Origin of the sequence: Sphingomicrobium aquimarinum, from assembly GCF_039655735.1 — a bacterium.
Taxonomy (GTDB): Bacteria; Pseudomonadota; Alphaproteobacteria; order Sphingomonadales; family Sphingomonadaceae; genus Sphingomicrobium; species Sphingomicrobium aquimarinum.
On the sequence record NZ_JBBYXH010000002.1, the window covers coordinates 396,009 to 410,109 of the forward strand.

Sequence of the window (14,101 nt, forward strand, 5' to 3'; positions counted from 1 at the left end):
GCGGACAGCGCCTAGGGTCGCGCCCCATGTCGCTGCGTGTCGTCTCCTACAATATCCGCAAGGCCATCGGCACCGACCGGCGGCGCAAACCCGAGCGCATCCTCGACGTTCTCGATGAGGCAAAGGCGCAGGTCGCGGTGCTGCAGGAAGCCGACAAGCGCGTCGGAACCCGCGGCGGAGCGATCCCGCCCGAAATGCTCGCGGCGCACGGCTGGCGACTGGTGCCGACGGGGCAGAGTCACGAAAAGCTTCTCGACCTGGTCCCCGACCATGCGCTTACGCGCCGCTTTCTCGACACGCTCGATACGCGCAACCTCGGGTGGCACGGCAATGCCATTCTCGTGCGCGATCCGGTTCACGTCACCAACGCGCTATGCGTCGATCTGCCGCAGCTCGAACCGCGTGGCGCGATCGTTGCCGAAGTGCAGATGGGCGAAACGCGGGTGCGGATCATCGGGACGCATCTCGATTTGTCGGGGCTCTATCGGCGGCGGCAGGTGGAAGAGATCCTGCGAACCGTGCAGGCCCTGGGCACGGATATGCCGACGATCGTTGCGGCGGACACCAACGAGTGGCGCGCCTCGCCCAACACCCTCGACGCGTTCGATGAAGATTTTGCCTGCGCAGCCTGCGGGCCGAGCTATCATACCCGCCGCCCGCTGGCGCCGCTCGACAAGATCTTCGTCGACAAGCGTCTGGCCATCGCGGATTCAGGCGTTCACCAGACGGCGCTGGCGAAGTCGGCGAGCGATCATTTCCCGGTGTGGGCCGAGGTGCGCTTCTAGCGCCCCATCTCCATCTTGCGCTGGCGGCGGCGCTGGACGCTGGAGCCGATGCCCATGGCCTCGCGATATTTCGCGACCGTGCGGCGGGCGAGATCGTAGCCCTGCTCGCGGAGCGCGGTGACCAGCGCATCGTCGGAGAGGATCTTGTCTTCCTCGTCGATCAGTTTCTTGATCGCCGCCTTGACCGCGCGAGCGCTGGCGCCCTCGTCGCTATCGGCCGACCCGACGCCCGAGCCGAAGAAATATTTCAATTCGAACAGTCCGCGTTCGCAGAAGAGATACTTCTGCGTCGTCACGCGGCTGATCGTGCTTTCGTGGACGTCGACCTTTTCCGCGACCTGCGCGAGGGTAAGCGGTTTCAGCGCCGAAACGCCGTCGCGGAAGAAGCCTTCCTGCTGGCGGACGATCTCGATGGCCGTCCTGAGAATGGTCTGCGCCCGCTGGTCGAGCGCCTTCACCAGCCAGTTGGCGCTCTGGAGATGTTCGGCGAGCCATTTCCTCGAAGCCTTGTCATCTGCGCCTGCCTTCAATTCGGCATGATAGGCGCGGTTGACGAGAACGCGGGGAAGCGCGTCGGGGTTGAGCGTCACGTCCCAGCCCTCCTTGCCCTCGCGGATGAGAATATCGGGGACGATCTCGGCGGCGTGCGCGTCGAGAAACTGGCAGCCGGGCTTGGGATCGTAGGCGCGCAGTTCGGCGACCATGTCGGCCAGGTCGTCCTCGTCCACCTTGCAGATGCGCAGGAGGTCTTTCATCCGGCCCTTGGCGAGCAGTCCGAGATTCTCGATCAGTCGCGCCATCGCGGGATCGTAGCGGTCGGCGGCCTTGGCCTGTAGCGCGAGACACTCGGCCAGCGACCGCGCGCCCACGCCCGCCGGGTCGCAGTCCTGCACGAGGAGCAAGGCGGCTTCCATCTCCTCGACCGGCGCACCGAGCACGTCGGCCATCTCGGCGAGCGAGCGTTCGAGATAGCCCGTGTCGGCGAGCGAATGGACGATCGCTTCGGCCGCCGCGCCCAGCGTTCCGGGAGTGCCGGCGAGCTGGTCGAGCAGATGCTCCTTGAGGCTGTGCGGCTTGTGCTCGAGCCGATCGAAATCGAACGCCTCGCCTGCCTCGCCCATCGGCAGATCGGGGAGGCTGTCGGTATCGCGTGCGGCTTCGGCGCTGTCATAGTCCAGCGCGCTGTCGTCCCCGATGCGCTCGTCGGCACCGGCGGGATCGGGGGCATCGAAGCCGTCTGCCTCGTGGTCGGAAGCGGAAGGCGCCGCTTCGTCGTCGCCGCTCTCGAGGAGTGGGTTCTTCGCCAGTTCTTCTGCAACGACCGCTTCGACCTCCAGACTCGACAGCGCCAAAAGCTTGATGGCCTGCTGCAGTTGCTGGGTCATGACCAGCTGCTGCGATTGGCGGATGTGGAGGGCGGGACTGAGGGCCATGATACGGGGCCTTAGAGCGCGAAACTTTCGCCGAGGTAGAGCCGCCGGACTTCGGCATCGGCAACGAGCGCCTGCGGCGTACCCTGGAAGAGCACCTGCCCGTCGTAGATGATGCAGGCGCGATCCACGATCTCCAGCGTTTCGCGGACATTATGGTCGGTGATCAGCACGCCGATGTCGCGCTGCTTCAGATCGATGATGAGATCGCGGATGTCCGAAATCGACAGGGGGTCGATACCCGCGAACGGCTCGTCCAGCAGCATGATCGACGGGCTTGCGGCCAATGCGCGGGCGATTTCGCAGCGGCGCCGCTCGCCGCCCGACAGCGCCATGGCGGGGCTGGTGCGCAGGCGGGTGAGGCCGAATTCGTCGAGCAATCGTTCGAGCCGCTCGGCACGGGCCTGACGGTTGGGTTCGGAGATTTCGAGGACGGCTTCGATATTCTGCTCGACGGACAGGCCACGGAAGATCGACGTCTCCTGGGGCAGGTAGCCAAGCCCGAGGATCGCGCGGCGATACATGGGCAGGCCGGTGATGTCGTTGCCGTCGAGGATGATGCGGCCGGCATCGGGTTTGACGAGGCCCATGACCGAATAGAAGCTCGTCGTCTTGCCCGCGCCGTTGGGGCCCAGCAGCCCGACGACTTCGCCGCGCGCGACCGCCATCGACACGTCTTTCAACACGACATTCTTGTCGTAGCTCTTGGCGATCGACTGGACCTGTAGACCCCGATAGGCGACCTCGTCGGGGATGTCCGACAGGTCGGTGCGGGTATCGGTGTCCGCTTCCGCCATCAGTCGCGAGAGGGGACCGTGAAGCGCCCGGTGACGCGTCCGCCCGACTGATCGACCCCGCGGGGCCCGCCGTCGATGACCGCGCGCCCGTTGTCGAGATCGATGGTGAGGCGCGAGCCGTTGATCTGGTTCGGGCCCTGGCGCAGCTCGACATCGCCGACGAGCGTGATGATGCCGCCGTCGAGATCGTAGATCGCATAATCACCGCGCGCGGTTTCGCTCGGCGAGGTGAGGGTCACGCCGCCCGAAGCGTCGAGCCGCTGGATGTCGAGCCCCCCCGTGGAGGCATAGGCGATGCGCAGCCGCGCGGTATTGAGCGTCAAATTCGCCTGACGGACGACCACATTGCCGACGAACAGGGCTCGGTCCTCGCGGTCCTGCACTTCGATGCGGTCGGCGGCGACATCGACGGGCGCGCCGATATCGTGCCCCGCAAGCGCGCTCGGGTTGCCGCGGCTCTGCTGCGCGGAGGCGGTTCCGGCGATCCCGATCAGGGCCGCGAAGGCGAGAAGCGGTTTGGCACGCATATTGCTCATCTGACGGCTCCCTGCCGGATATTCAAGTTCGCACGGCCCGAAAGGGTTATGGTGCGCGCGTCGAGATCGGCGTCGAGCCGTCCGGCGCGGAAGGTGCCCAAGGCCATCGCACCCTCGACGCCGCCCGTCGCGGTGAGCGTGTTGGTGTCGAGATCGACGGTCACGTCGCTCGTGTCGAGCCGGTAACCGTCGGGGCCGCGAAGCTCCAAGGGGCCGATGACCTCTATCAGTTTCTCGTCGATATCGTAGCGCCCCCGGGGGGCCACGACGGTAACGGGACCATCATCGGTCAGCAGCCTTGCAGCCATGCCGCGGATGACGACGATCGGGACGCGGCTCGTTTCCTGCACCGCTTCCTCGGCGACGATCAGGAAGTCGCGGCCCTGATCGTCCTCGCCGCGATAGCGCGCTTCTTCGACACGCATCCGCTCCTCGGCCTGGTCGACCTCGGTCTTGTCGAGGATGAAGCTGTCGTCATCGCGCGCGAGAAACGGAATGACCGTCAACCAGGCGAACACCCCGATGAAGGCGGCGGGCACCAGCCATTTGGCGATGCGCACGAGCCTGTCGTGGCTGCCGCCCGGCTCGGCCCACGCGCGCTTGGTGGCGCGCTGCTGGCGGGCGGCGCGGCTCACCGCCTAGCTGTGCGCGAGGAGGTCGACGTCCTCCCAGCCTTCGAGATCGAGCAAGGCGCGCGTGGGGAGGAAGTCGAAGATGCCCTCGGCCAGGGCCACGCGCTGTTCGCGCTCGAGCCGCTTGTCGAGTTCTTCCTTAAGGCGATGGAGGTAGCGTACGTCGCTCGCGGCATATTCGCGTTGCGCGTCGTTGAGTTCGGGGCCGCCCCAGTCGCTCGACTGCTGCTGCTTGGAAATGTCGATTCCGAGCACTTCCTTGACCAGCTCCTTGAGCCCGTGGCGATCGGTATAGGTACGGATCAGGCGACTCGCGGTGCGCGTGCAATAGAGCGGCGCGGCCATTATCCCGAGATAGGCCGCCATGATGCCGATGTCGAAGCGCGCGAAATGATAGAGCTTGAGGCGGTTCTCGTCGGCGAGCAGCGCCTTGAGGTTGGGTGCGGCATAGTCGCTGTCGGGCGAGAATCGGACGAGATGTTCGTCGGGGCCACCGTCCGACAATTGCACGAGACAAAGACGGTCGCGCCCCGGATGAAGGCCCATCGCTTCGGTATCGACCGCGATCGGACCGTCGGCGAAGACCACGTCCGACGGCAGGTCCTCCTCGTGGAAATGCACTGCCATATCAATTCCTTCTCGTGAGGCTCCAGAGGGGCTGCCGCGCTTCTAGCGATAGCCGTGCAGGCTGGCCAGAGCGTGAATATCGCGGATTTTCTAGGAATCTATAGGAGCGGGCCGAAAGATGGTATATAGGGGCAAGCGCGTATGGGCCGATTCCATGCGCCAGGTCGGTTTCGCTCGCCCGGTGTGAGGCTGGCCCTTTGGATGTGAATACGGGGCGTGATGAAGAGTCTGGACGGGCATGGGTTACGATAGAGGGCGTAAAGGCGATCGCGGCGGGCGCGGCCGCGACAAACGAGACAATATGTTCGGCGAAGGCGATCCGTTCGCGGGTCGTGAATTCGACGATCGCAATGCAGGCGGCGGCTATGGTGGCGGCAACTATCGCGGTGGCGGTGGCGGCGGCGATCGCAGCGGCGGCGGCGGAGACCGTGGCGGCTATGGCGGCGGTGGTGGCGGTGGCTACCAGAACCGTGGCGGTGGCGGCGGTTATGGCGGCGGCGGTGATCGCGGCGGCTACGGCGGCGGCGGCGGTGGCGGTGGCTATCGCGGCGGCGGCGGTGGCGGCGGTGGCTATCGCGGTGGCGGCGGTGGGGGCATGCCCCCGCAGGTCGTCGGCGAAGGCAAGGGCGTCGTCAAATTCTTCAATCCGCAAAAGGGCTTCGGATTCATCGTCCGTGACGACGGCGGCGAGGACGTGTTCGTCCACATCAGTGCGGTCGAACAGGCGGGTCTGTCCGACCTCGCCGACGGCCAGCCGCTGGAATTCACGCTCGTCGATCGCGGCGGCAAAGTCAGCGCGACCAACCTCGTCATCGAGGGCGAGCCGATGGCGGTCGAACGTGGCGGCGGCGCGGCAGAGCGCGGCCCTGCCGGTGGCGGCAACAGCCGTGAGCTGACGGGCGAAAGTGCCAGCGGCACCGTCAAGTTCTTCAACTCCATGAAGGGCTTCGGCTTCATCCAGCGTGACGACGGCCAGCCCGATGCGTTCGTGCACATCAGTGCGGTCGAGCGTGCGGGCCTCCAGTCGATCAACGAGGGCGACCGTTTCGACTTCGACCTCGAGGTCGATCGTCGCGGCAAATATGCGGCGGTCAATCTCAAGCCCGCCAGCTGACGACCTGACGCTCCGGCGTGACATGTGACGCCGTCGACGCTCTTCGGAGTGTCGGCGGCGTTCGCACATCTCGACCCCCAAACCCGGGCGAGTCCGGCGCTCGCGAACCACCGTGCGTCGCAGTGGGGTTGATCGGTCCCCCACCTCTCATGTTAGGGCGGCGGTCCACCGAATGGGCGGATCCCGCCCGGCAACTCCTTTCAATCACGAGGTTTTTTGATGTTCACGCTTACGCTCGCAATGGCCGTCCAGGCCGCTGCCACCCCCGCCGTCGTCCCCAAGGACGACACGCTCGACTATGACGTCGCCTGCGTCTCGGTCATTTCGGCCGCGGTGCAGCAGAATACCGACAAGGCTGGGCAACTGATGCCGCTGTCGACCTTCTACATCGGTCGTATCGATGCGCGGTCGGTTTCGGACGATGCCATCCGCAAAGCCGGGAGCGCGATCTCGAACGAATTCGCTGGCAAGGACATCCAGCCCGTCTTCCAGTCCTGCACCGAGACGTTCCGCACCGCGGGCGCGCGGCTGAACCGGATCGCGGCCAGCGGCGCCGACGGGGCTCCCGCCGCGGGTGCGCGCTAGCGCAATCCGCTAGGCTCGAAACGCGTCAGTATAAGACCTGCCCAGAAACCCGTCGCCGCACCGAAGGCGGCGCCGAAGGAATAGACGAGGAGCGTCTCCCAGGCACCGGGGGGCGCTCCTTTCCACAGGATCTTGCCCGATAAGAGGCCCAGCGCGATCATCGCTACGAAAAGGGGGAGGAAAAGGCGCACCCACGATGTGCCGATCCACCGGGACAAGAGCAGATAGAATAGCGTGGCGAGCAGGGCTGCGACCAGCAATGCGATGGAGGGGGCCATCAGCACGTGCCGCAGTTGGATGGCATCCGAGATCACGAGCCCGGCAAGGCATCCCGCCCACCCCAGCAGGGCGGCGAGCATCAGCTTCGTGCCGTCGCTCATGTCACCAGTTTCTCAAGTCCTGCGATCGTGTCGGCCTCATGTGCGGGCTTGTCGTCGCGGATGCGGGCGATGCGCGGAAAACGCATGGCGAGCCCGGACTTGTGGCGCGCGGACTTGTGGATCGAATCGAACGCGACCTCGAGCACCAGTGTCTTCTCCACCTCGCGCACGGGCCCGAAGCGGTTAACGGTATTGTTGCGCACGAACTTGTCGAGCCATTTCAATTCCTCGTCGGTAAAGCCGAAATAGGCCTTTCCGACGGGGAGCAACTGCTCGTCCTCGGTCCAGCAGCCGAAGGTATAGTCGGAGAAGAAGCTCGAGCGCTTTCCCGAGCCGCGCTGCGCGTACATCATGACGCAGTCGGCGGTGAGCGGATCGCGTTTCCACTTGTACCACAGGCCCACCTTGCGGCCCGCGACGTAGGGCGAATCCTTGCGCTTGAGCATGAGGCCCTCGACGCCGCTTTCGCGCGCTTCTTCGCGCAGCTCGCCGAGCGCGTCGAAGCTGTCGGCCTCGACGCGTTCGCTGAGATCGAAGCGGTTGGGATCGAGGCGGGGCAGGAAATTCTCGAGTATTTTTCGGCGGTCCTGCCATCCCAGGGCACGAACGTCCTCGCGCCCGTCGATGAGGATGTCATAGAGTCGCACGAAGGCGGGACTGTCGCGCTGCATCTTGGCGCTGACGGTCTTGCGACCGAGCCGCTGCTGGAGGCGGCTGAAGCTGCCCGCCTGCCCCCCCTGGTCCTTTCCCCGGACGAGCAATTCGCCATCGACGACCCCTTCGACGTCGAACGCTTCGCACACGTCGGGGAAGCTCGCTCCGATATCGTCGCCGGTGCGGCTGTAGAGCCGGGTCTCGCCGCCCGCGCGGACGAGCTGGACGCGGATGCCGTCCCATTTCCATTCGGCGGCATAGTCCGCAAGATCGACGGTCTCGTCATCTTCGAGGGGATGGGCGAGCATGAAGGGGCGAAAGACGGGCAGGTCCGCGACATCGGGCGCTTCGCTCCGACCCTCGGCCCAGTCGAACAGCTCTGTGAACGGCGGCGCCATCGCGTGCCAGACCTCTTCGACCGCATCCACATCGAGCGCGAAGCTTTCGGCGAAAGCGACCTTGGCGAGGCGGGCGGAAATACCGACGCGCAGCGCGCCGCTCGCCAGCTTCAAGAGCGCGTAACGACCCGAGGCATCGAGATGGTCGAGCATGTCGGCTAGGACGAGTGGGGCGTCGGCCTTCTTTGCGCCGGTCAGTCGCTCGACCGCCTCGGCAATGCCCACGGTGCCATCGTCGATGTCGGGGCAGCCGTCGGCGGCGTCGGGCCAGAGCAGCGAGATGGTCTCCGCCGAATCGCCAACATAGTCGCGGCTCATCTTGTACAGGATGGGGTCGATCCGCTCTTCGGCGAGCGCTCGCACCGCCGCGGGTTTGACGTGCGGAATATCGAGCGTGCCCGTCAACGCTGCCAGTGCGATGCCGCGATCGGGATCGGGAGCGCTCTTGAGATAATCCCCGATCCGCCGCAGCTTGGCGTTGCGCGAGCGCGTGTAGGTGAGATCGTCGAGAAGCTGGGAGAAAGCGCGCATGACGTCTCAACCGTCTATGCGCGCCAATGTCTCCATCACCCCTTCTGCGCGGCTTCGAAGAGGAACCAGGCGCGCTCTTCGGCGGCGTCGGTCCATTCATCCACGATGGCGCTGGTGGCATTGTCCTTGGCGTCGTCGGCAAGGTCTTTCAACACCCGCAGCGTCTCGACGAGCGAGAGATTGTCGTCGCGCAATTCCTTGAGCATCGCGGCAGGAGCGACATAGTCCTTGTCGTTATCCTCGATCGACTGGTGGCGCGAGATGTCGCCGATCGAGCGCAGCGTGGTCTTGCCGATCTTGCGCGCCCGCTCGGCGATGGCATCGGTCGTGCCGAGGATTTGTGCGGCCTGCTCGTCGAACATCAGATGATAGTCGCGAAAATGCGGCCCCGAGACGTGCCAGTGGAAATTCTTGGTCTTCATGTAAAGCGCGAGACTGTCGGCCAGCACCTTGTTGAGACCCGAGGCGACGTCCTTGATGTCGTTGGACTTGAGGTCGGTGGGGGTGGCGAGCTTTTCGTTGGCCATGATCGTATCTCCATTGTCGGCTTGCCATCCCAACGGCAGGCGCATCCATTGGTTCTGCGAACCTTTTCGCTCGATGTGATCGGCTCGCTCACTTGACAAATGGCGGCCTCCTCGGCAGGAAGCGCGCGATCCGGGGCGGCGGTTGACGCTGCCCTTTTGTTTTCACCCGATTCGATACGGAAACCCAGAACCATGGCGAAGCCCGCAACCGTCAAGATCAAGCTCGTCAGCAGCGCCGACACCGGCTTCTTCTACGTCACGAAGAAGAACCCGCGGAACATCACCGAGAAGATGACCTTTCGCAAGTACGATCCGATCGCGCGCAAGCATGTCGAGTTCAAGGAAGCCAAGATCAAGTAAGCCTTTTTCGAGGCTTTTGGTGACGCTTCACGCGGGGTCGTTTACGGCCCCGTTTTGCGTTTCGGCCTGCGTCTCCGCGTCGACGGGGCCGGCGGCGAGCAATTCATCGACCGTTTGCGCGAAGCGCGCGACCGAGATCGGCTTGGAAACGTAGGCCTGCGCGCCCGCCTGCCGGATCCGTTCGTCATCTCCCTCGGCGGCATAGGCGGTGACTGCCATGATCGGAACGCGGCAGAGCTTTTCGTCCGCCCGCAGCTGACGCATCAGTTCCATGCCGTCGAGGTATGGCAGCTGAATGTCGGTGATGACGAGATCGGGCTCCAACGCGCGCGCGGTATCCATCGCCTCGCGGCTGTCGGTGACGCCGCGCGTGTCGTGGCCGTGCGCTTTCAACAGGTCGCAGAACAGTTTGATGTTGAGGGCATTATCCTCGACGACCATGATCTTGGCCATGATGTGGAACCCCCGTGTGACGTCAGAGCTTAGGCCATAGGCGATGGGCGAACAAAATCAAACCGATGCGCAGCTTTTGGGGCTGCAAGCGCTGGCGGCGACGCTGGCAGACGAGCGCCGCGCCGAGCGGTTGCTGGCGACGACGGGACTGACCCCGAGCGATTTGCGCGAACGGGCCGATACGCCGCCTGTACTGGCGGCGATGTTGTCGTTTCTCGAGGCGCACGAGCCTGATCTGATCGCCGTAGCCGAAGCGATATCGGTCCGTCCCGAGCGGCTTGTGGCAGCGCGAGAGATACTGGAGCGATGAGCCGCCCGCTGCTGATCTGCGACTGCGACGAAGTGCTGCTGCACATGGTCGCGCATTTCCAGGACTGGTTGGGCGAAGCGCGCGGCATCGATTTCGCCTTCGAGACGGGCGAGTTCGAAAAGGCGCTGACCTTTACCGACAATGGCGAACTCGTCCCCCGCGAGCATGTGTGGCCGCTGCTGGGCGACTTCTTCATGGGCGAGATGCATCGCCAGACGCTGGTCCCGGGCGCGGCGGAAGCGCTGGAACGGCTGGGGGCGCACGGCGACATCGTCATTCTCACCAACATCAACGAAGCGGCGCACCGGATGCGCGTGAACCAGTTGCGCGGCCTGGGGCTCGACTACGAGGTCGTCTGCAACAGCGGCGGCAAGGGCCCCAGGGCGGTCGACCTCATCGAACGGCACGACGCCAGCAGCGTGGTCTTCGTCGATGATCTCCCCAACCAGCACGCCTCGGTCGCGAAGCACGCGCCCGAGGTGAAGCGCCTGCACATGGTCGCCGAACCGCGGATGGCGCCCGCTATTCCGCCTGCCGAGCACGCGCATGTGCGCATCGACGACTGGGGCGTCGCGACCGATTGGATCCTCGAACAATGGAGTATCTCATGACCAAGACGGCATTCATCACGGGCGCGACGGCCGGGATCGGTGCGGAGACCGCGCGTGTGCTCGCCGCCGAAGGTTGGCGCGTCATCGGGCTCGGGCGGCGCAAGGACCGGCTGGAGGCGCTTCGCGAGGAGCTTGGCGAGGCATTCCACGCCATCATCGGCGACATGCGCGATATCGAGGATCTGCAGCGGATCGTGCGTCAGTTGCCGGAAGAATGGAAAGGCGTCGACCTGCTGCTCAACAACGCCGGCCTCGCGCCGCCGATGGATGATTTCCAGGACGCCGACCTCGAGGCGCAACTCAATGCGATGCACACCAACATGGACGGACTGATCGCAATCACGCGAGCGCTGCTGCCGACGCTCACCGAGCGGAAGGGGGCCCTCATCAACCTGTCGAGCGTCGCGGGCAGTTACCCCTATCGCGGTGGTGCGGTCTATGGAGCGACCAAGGCCTTCCTGACGCAGTTCGGGCTGTCGCTGCGGAGCGATCTTGCCGGGACGGGGGTGCGCGTGACCAGCATCGAACCCGGAATGGTCGAGACCGAATTCACGCTCGTGCGTAACGGTGGCGACCGCGAGGCGTCGGACCAGCTCTATGCCGACATGGAGCCGATGACGGCGGGCGACATCGCCGAGGCGATCCGCTGGGTGGCGATGCTGCCGCCCCATGTGAACATCAATCGCCTCGAGCTGATGCCGACGCGGCAGAGTTTCGCGGGCTTCGCGGTCGCGCGGCAATCTTGACCGCCCGCGGCTGCAACGCCTAATCGTTCGCGCCATGAGTATCGACAAACGCCTCGCCGAGCTCGGCATCAAGCTGCCCGCTCCCGCCAAACCTGTCGCCAGCTATCTGCCCTACGTGGAGAGCGGTGGTTTCCTGCACATCTCGGGTCAAATCTCGATGGAGGAGAATGGCGACCTGATCGTCGGGTGTCTGGGCGAGGACTATAATGTCGAGCGTGGACAGGCGGCGGCGCGCCGCTGCGGGATCATGCTGATCACGCAGATGAAGGCGGCGCTCGGCGATCTCGAGCGGGTCGAGAAGATCGTGAAGCTCGGAGGGTTCGTGAACTCGACGCCCGACTTCACCGACCAGCCCAAGGTGATCAACGGCGCCAGCGACCTCATGCAGGACGTCTTCGGCGAAGCGGGGCGCCACGCGCGCTCGGCGGTGGGCGTCAATACGCTTCCGCTCGGCGTGGCGGTGGAAATCGACGCCATCGTGAAGGTCCGCGACTAGAGGGCGCGCTTGAGGCGGGTCGATCCACGCCCCACATAGGAGCGATGGACCAGAGCGCCTCCGATCCCATTGCCCGGCTCGTCACCGAGATTGGCACGTTCGACCGCGAAACGTGGGATGCGCTGGCGGGCACCGATCCGTGCGTTTCCTATGACTTTCTGAGACTGCTGGAAGCATCGGACAGCGTCGGCGACGAGGCCGGCTGGTCGCCGCTGCATATCAGCGTCGAGCGCGACGGCGCGCTGATCGCGGTCGCGCCGACCTATCTCAAATCGCACAGCCAGGGCGAATATGTGTTCGATCATGGCTGGGCGGATGCCTACGAGCGGGCGGGCGGGGCCTATTATCCCAAATTGCAGGTCGCCTCGCCCTTCACCCCCTGCCCGGGGCCGCGGCTCCTCGGCGAGGACAAGGCGACGCTGATCGCGGCGCTGGAAGCCGTGACGCGGCAGAATGGCTTGTCCGGCGCGCACGCGACCTTCATCGACGATGCGGATCGGTCGGCCTTCGAGGCGCGCGGCTGGCTGATCCGCGAGGGGCTGCAGTTCCACTGGTTCAACCGCGACTATGGGGACTTCGACGCATTCCTGAACGCCCTCTCGAGCCGGAAGAGAAAGGCGATCCGCAAGGAGCGCGCGCGGGCGGTGGAGGGGCTCGAGGTCGTCGCGCTGCGGGGCGAGGCGATCGACGACGAAGCGACCGAGGCGATGTGGGCCTTCTATCAGGACACGGGCACGCGCAAATGGGGGCATCCCTATCTGACCCGGGAATTCTTCGACGGGATGGTGGCGGCGCTGGCCGACCGGTTGCTTCTATTTCTGGCGAAAGAAGATGGCGTTCCGGTAGCGGGCGCGCTCAATCTGGTCGGCGGCGATACGCTTTACGGTCGCTACTGGGGAACGTTGATCGATCGGCCGGGGCTGCACTTCGAGCTGAGCTATTATCGCGCGATGGACTGGGCGATCGCGCACGGTTTCCGCACCGTGCAGGCTGGCGCTCAGGGTGAGCACAAGCTCATGCGGGGGTATGAGCCGGTGCGGACGTACAGCGCGCATTATCTGCCCGATCCGGGGTTCAGGGACGCGGTGGCGCGCTTCCTCGACGGCGAACGCGAGGCGGTGGCGCGGGAGATGGAGTGGGCGCGCGAGGCCCTGCCCTACAAGCAGGGCTGAGCTTCACTCCTCGCCGAACACCGACACTTCGCGTTCTTCGTCACTGCCCGCGCGGGCGCGGTACATGCCGGGTGTGGTGAAGCTCCACGCCGCCTCGCCCGTCGGTGCGACGGCGATAAGGCCGCCTGTGCCGCCCATCGTGCCGATCTCAGTGAGGACGTCGTCGAGTGCCTGTTGCAGTCCGTGGCCGCAAAAGCGCATGCGGGCGCAGATTTCGTGCGCAGCGCAGGCGCGGATGAAGACCTCGCCCAATCCAGTCGCGGAGACGGCCGCGGCGCGGTCGTCCGCATAGGTGCCCGCGCCGATCAGCGGCGAATCGCCGATGCGGCCCCAGCGCTTGGCGGTCAGCCCCCCGGTCGACGTGGCGGCGGCGACATGGCCCCGCTCGTCGAGCGCGACCGCACCGATTGTGCCATATTTGATCTCCGCATCGAAGGCGTCGTGGCCCTTGGCGAGCAGTTCGTCCAATTGGCGACGGCGTTCGGCGGTCACGAAAAAGCTGTTGGCCACCTGCTCGAGCCCAGCCTCGCGTGCGAACTCGTCGGCGCCTGCCTTGGCGATGAGGACGTGCGGGCTGTCCTCCATCACCTTGCGCGCGGCGCTGATGGGCGCGCGGGTCGAGCGCAGGCCTGCGACCGCGCCAGCCCGCCGTTTGGCGCCTTCCATGATGGCGGCGTCGCACTCGACATGGCCATCGGCGGCGAGCACGCTGCCGTGGCCCGCATTGAACGCGGCATCTTCTTCCAGCACGCGCGCGGCGGCTTCGACCGCGTCGATCGCGCTGCCGCCTTTCGAGAGGATTGCTTCGCCCGCGCCGATTGCGTCGGCGAGTCCGGCACGCGCGGCCTTTTCCTGAGCAGGATCGAGATGGCCGGGTCGCATGGCGCCCGAGCCGCCGTGTATCATGAGTTTCCACATGCGGACCGGACTAGGCGCTCGCCCCGCTTTTCGTAAAGC

Annotated in this window: 19 protein-coding genes; 9 read left to right on the plus strand and 10 right to left on the minus strand. The window is 65.5% G+C overall.

Annotated features, from left to right (window positions below; translation table 11 throughout):
* Positions 1-26: 26 nt before the first annotated feature.
* Complete coding sequence (locus WJS89_RS08090; RefSeq protein ID WP_346340434.1) at positions 27-785, plus strand: endonuclease/exonuclease/phosphatase family protein; 759 nt, start codon at positions 27-29, stop codon at positions 783-785.
* Here WJS89_RS08090 and rpoN read toward each other — a convergent pair.
* Genes rpoN through WJS89_RS08115 form a run of 5 tightly spaced genes read right to left on the minus strand, consistent with a single transcriptional unit; the run spans position 782 to position 4,807 of the window.
* Complete coding sequence (rpoN, locus tag WJS89_RS08095; RefSeq protein WP_346340435.1) at positions 782-2,218, minus strand: RNA polymerase factor sigma-54; 1,437 nt, start codon at positions 2,216-2,218, stop codon at positions 782-784. The two genes, WJS89_RS08090 and rpoN, sit on opposite strands and share 4 nt — an antisense overlap.
* 11 nt (positions 2,219-2,229) lie before the next feature.
* Positions 2,230-3,012 carry an LPS export ABC transporter ATP-binding protein gene (lptB, locus tag WJS89_RS08100; protein ID WP_346340436.1) on the minus strand — a complete coding sequence of 261 codons (783 nt, stop codon included), beginning with the start codon at positions 3,010-3,012 and terminating at the stop codon, positions 2,230-2,232.
* A complete protein-coding gene (locus WJS89_RS08105; protein ID WP_346340437.1) occupies positions 3,012-3,548 on the minus strand; it encodes an LptA/OstA family protein in 537 nt (178 codons plus the stop codon). Before WJS89_RS08105 ends, lptB begins: the two co-directional genes overlap by 1 nt.
* Positions 3,545-4,183, minus strand: coding sequence for an LPS export ABC transporter periplasmic protein LptC (lptC, locus tag WJS89_RS08110; RefSeq protein WP_346340438.1), 639 nt, complete (start codon positions 4,181-4,183; stop codon positions 3,545-3,547). Before lptC ends, WJS89_RS08105 begins: the two co-directional genes overlap by 4 nt.
* Positions 4,184-4,186: 3 nt before the next feature.
* A complete protein-coding gene (locus WJS89_RS08115) occupies positions 4,187-4,807 on the minus strand; it encodes a ribonuclease D (protein ID WP_346340439.1) in 621 nt (206 codons plus the stop codon).
* Positions 4,808-5,045: 238 nt separating this feature from the next.
* On the opposite strand from WJS89_RS08115, the gene WJS89_RS08120 reads away from it, so the two are divergent.
* Together WJS89_RS08120 and WJS89_RS08125 are read left to right on the plus strand one after the other, a co-directional pair.
* Positions 5,046-5,921 carry a cold-shock protein gene (locus WJS89_RS08120; RefSeq protein WP_346340440.1) on the plus strand — a complete coding sequence of 292 codons (876 nt, stop codon included), beginning with the start codon at positions 5,046-5,048 and terminating at the stop codon, positions 5,919-5,921.
* A 219-nt stretch (positions 5,922-6,140) separates the two neighbouring features.
* Positions 6,141-6,506 carry a hypothetical protein gene (locus tag WJS89_RS08125; RefSeq protein ID WP_346340441.1) on the plus strand — a complete coding sequence of 122 codons (366 nt, stop codon included), beginning with the start codon at positions 6,141-6,143 and terminating at the stop codon, positions 6,504-6,506.
* Here WJS89_RS08125 and WJS89_RS08130 read toward each other — a convergent pair.
* From WJS89_RS08130 to WJS89_RS08140, 3 genes are read right to left on the minus strand one after another with little or no spacing between them, the layout of a single operon-like run.
* Entirely contained in the window at positions 6,503-6,886 is a 384-nt protein-coding gene (locus WJS89_RS08130; RefSeq protein WP_346340442.1) for a hypothetical protein, read from the minus strand. The two genes, WJS89_RS08125 and WJS89_RS08130, sit on opposite strands and share 4 nt — an antisense overlap.
* On the minus strand, positions 6,883-8,469 hold the full coding sequence (locus WJS89_RS08135; RefSeq protein ID WP_346340443.1) for a cisplatin damage response ATP-dependent DNA ligase: 1,587 nt from the start codon (positions 8,467-8,469) through the stop codon (positions 6,883-6,885). Before WJS89_RS08135 ends, WJS89_RS08130 begins: the two co-directional genes overlap by 4 nt.
* A gap of 35 nt (positions 8,470-8,504) precedes the next feature.
* A complete protein-coding gene (locus WJS89_RS08140; protein WP_346340444.1) occupies positions 8,505-8,996 on the minus strand; it encodes a Dps family protein in 492 nt (163 codons plus the stop codon).
* A 192-nt stretch (positions 8,997-9,188) separates the two neighbouring features.
* Between WJS89_RS08140 and rpmG the strand changes: the two genes are divergently transcribed.
* Positions 9,189-9,356, plus strand: a complete 168-nt coding sequence (rpmG, locus tag WJS89_RS08145) for a 50S ribosomal protein L33 (RefSeq protein WP_346340445.1) — start codon at positions 9,189-9,191, stop codon at positions 9,354-9,356.
* A gap of 27 nt (positions 9,357-9,383) precedes the next feature.
* Here the strand turns inward: rpmG and WJS89_RS08150 are convergent, their stop codons facing one another.
* Positions 9,384-9,809 carry a response regulator gene (locus WJS89_RS08150; RefSeq protein ID WP_346340446.1) on the minus strand — a complete coding sequence of 142 codons (426 nt, stop codon included), beginning with the start codon at positions 9,807-9,809 and terminating at the stop codon, positions 9,384-9,386.
* Between the two features lie 43 nt (positions 9,810-9,852).
* Between WJS89_RS08150 and WJS89_RS08155 the strand changes: the two genes are divergently transcribed.
* From WJS89_RS08155 to WJS89_RS08175, 5 genes are read left to right on the plus strand one after another with little or no spacing between them, the layout of a single operon-like run.
* On the plus strand, positions 9,853-10,119 hold the full coding sequence (locus tag WJS89_RS08155; protein WP_346340447.1) for a DUF3572 family protein: 267 nt from the start codon (positions 9,853-9,855) through the stop codon (positions 10,117-10,119).
* Positions 10,116-10,730, plus strand: a complete 615-nt coding sequence (locus WJS89_RS08160) for an HAD family hydrolase (RefSeq protein ID WP_346340449.1) — start codon at positions 10,116-10,118, stop codon at positions 10,728-10,730. The genes WJS89_RS08155 and WJS89_RS08160 overlap by 4 nt, the downstream gene beginning before the upstream one ends.
* Complete coding sequence (locus tag WJS89_RS08165) at positions 10,727-11,476, plus strand: SDR family NAD(P)-dependent oxidoreductase (protein WP_346340450.1); 750 nt, start codon at positions 10,727-10,729, stop codon at positions 11,474-11,476. Before WJS89_RS08160 ends, WJS89_RS08165 begins: the two co-directional genes overlap by 4 nt.
* A 34-nt stretch (positions 11,477-11,510) precedes the next feature.
* Positions 11,511-11,972, plus strand: coding sequence for a RidA family protein (locus WJS89_RS08170; protein ID WP_346340451.1), 462 nt, complete (start codon positions 11,511-11,513; stop codon positions 11,970-11,972).
* 44 nt (positions 11,973-12,016) lie between these two features.
* Entirely contained in the window at positions 12,017-13,144 is a 1,128-nt protein-coding gene (locus tag WJS89_RS08175) for a GNAT family N-acetyltransferase (RefSeq protein ID WP_346340452.1), read from the plus strand.
* Positions 13,145-13,147: 3 nt separating this feature from the next.
* Here the strand turns inward: WJS89_RS08175 and WJS89_RS08180 are convergent, their stop codons facing one another.
* Complete coding sequence (locus WJS89_RS08180; RefSeq protein ID WP_346340453.1) at positions 13,148-14,062, minus strand: isoaspartyl peptidase/L-asparaginase family protein; 915 nt, start codon at positions 14,060-14,062, stop codon at positions 13,148-13,150.
* Positions 14,063-14,101 lie beyond the last annotated feature (39 nt).

Coding starts and splice junctions, on each gene's coding strand:
- WJS89_RS08090 (WP_346340434.1), top strand. CDS start 27: ATGTCGCTGCGTGTCGTCTCCTACAATATCCGCAAGGCCATCGGCACC.
- rpoN (WP_346340435.1), bottom strand. CDS start 2,218: ATGGCCCTCAGTCCCGCCCTCCACATCCGCCAATCGCAGCAGCTGGTC.
- lptB (WP_346340436.1), bottom strand. CDS start 3,012: ATGGCGGAAGCGGACACCGATACCCGCACCGACCTGTCGGACATCCCC.
- WJS89_RS08105 (WP_346340437.1), bottom strand. CDS start 3,548: ATGAGCAATATGCGTGCCAAACCGCTTCTCGCCTTCGCGGCCCTGATC.
- WJS89_RS08115 (WP_346340439.1), bottom strand. CDS start 4,807: ATGGCAGTGCATTTCCACGAGGAGGACCTGCCGTCGGACGTGGTCTTC.
- WJS89_RS08120 (WP_346340440.1), top strand. CDS start 5,046: ATGGGTTACGATAGAGGGCGTAAAGGCGATCGCGGCGGGCGCGGCCGC.
- WJS89_RS08125 (WP_346340441.1), top strand. CDS start 6,141: ATGTTCACGCTTACGCTCGCAATGGCCGTCCAGGCCGCTGCCACCCCC.
- WJS89_RS08130 (WP_346340442.1), bottom strand. CDS start 6,886: ATGAGCGACGGCACGAAGCTGATGCTCGCCGCCCTGCTGGGGTGGGCG.
- WJS89_RS08135 (WP_346340443.1), bottom strand. CDS start 8,469: ATGCGCGCTTTCTCCCAGCTTCTCGACGATCTCACCTACACGCGCTCG.
- WJS89_RS08140 (WP_346340444.1), bottom strand. CDS start 8,996: ATGGCCAACGAAAAGCTCGCCACCCCCACCGACCTCAAGTCCAACGAC.
- rpmG (WP_346340445.1), top strand. CDS start 9,189: ATGGCGAAGCCCGCAACCGTCAAGATCAAGCTCGTCAGCAGCGCCGAC.
- WJS89_RS08150 (WP_346340446.1), bottom strand. CDS start 9,809: ATGGCCAAGATCATGGTCGTCGAGGATAATGCCCTCAACATCAAACTG.
- WJS89_RS08155 (WP_346340447.1), top strand. CDS start 9,853: ATGGGCGAACAAAATCAAACCGATGCGCAGCTTTTGGGGCTGCAAGCG.
- WJS89_RS08160 (WP_346340449.1), top strand. CDS start 10,116: ATGAGCCGCCCGCTGCTGATCTGCGACTGCGACGAAGTGCTGCTGCAC.
- WJS89_RS08165 (WP_346340450.1), top strand. CDS start 10,727: ATGACCAAGACGGCATTCATCACGGGCGCGACGGCCGGGATCGGTGCG.
- WJS89_RS08170 (WP_346340451.1), top strand. CDS start 11,511: ATGAGTATCGACAAACGCCTCGCCGAGCTCGGCATCAAGCTGCCCGCT.
- WJS89_RS08175 (WP_346340452.1), top strand. CDS start 12,017: ATGGACCAGAGCGCCTCCGATCCCATTGCCCGGCTCGTCACCGAGATT.
- WJS89_RS08180 (WP_346340453.1), bottom strand. CDS start 14,062: ATGTGGAAACTCATGATACACGGCGGCTCGGGCGCCATGCGACCCGGC.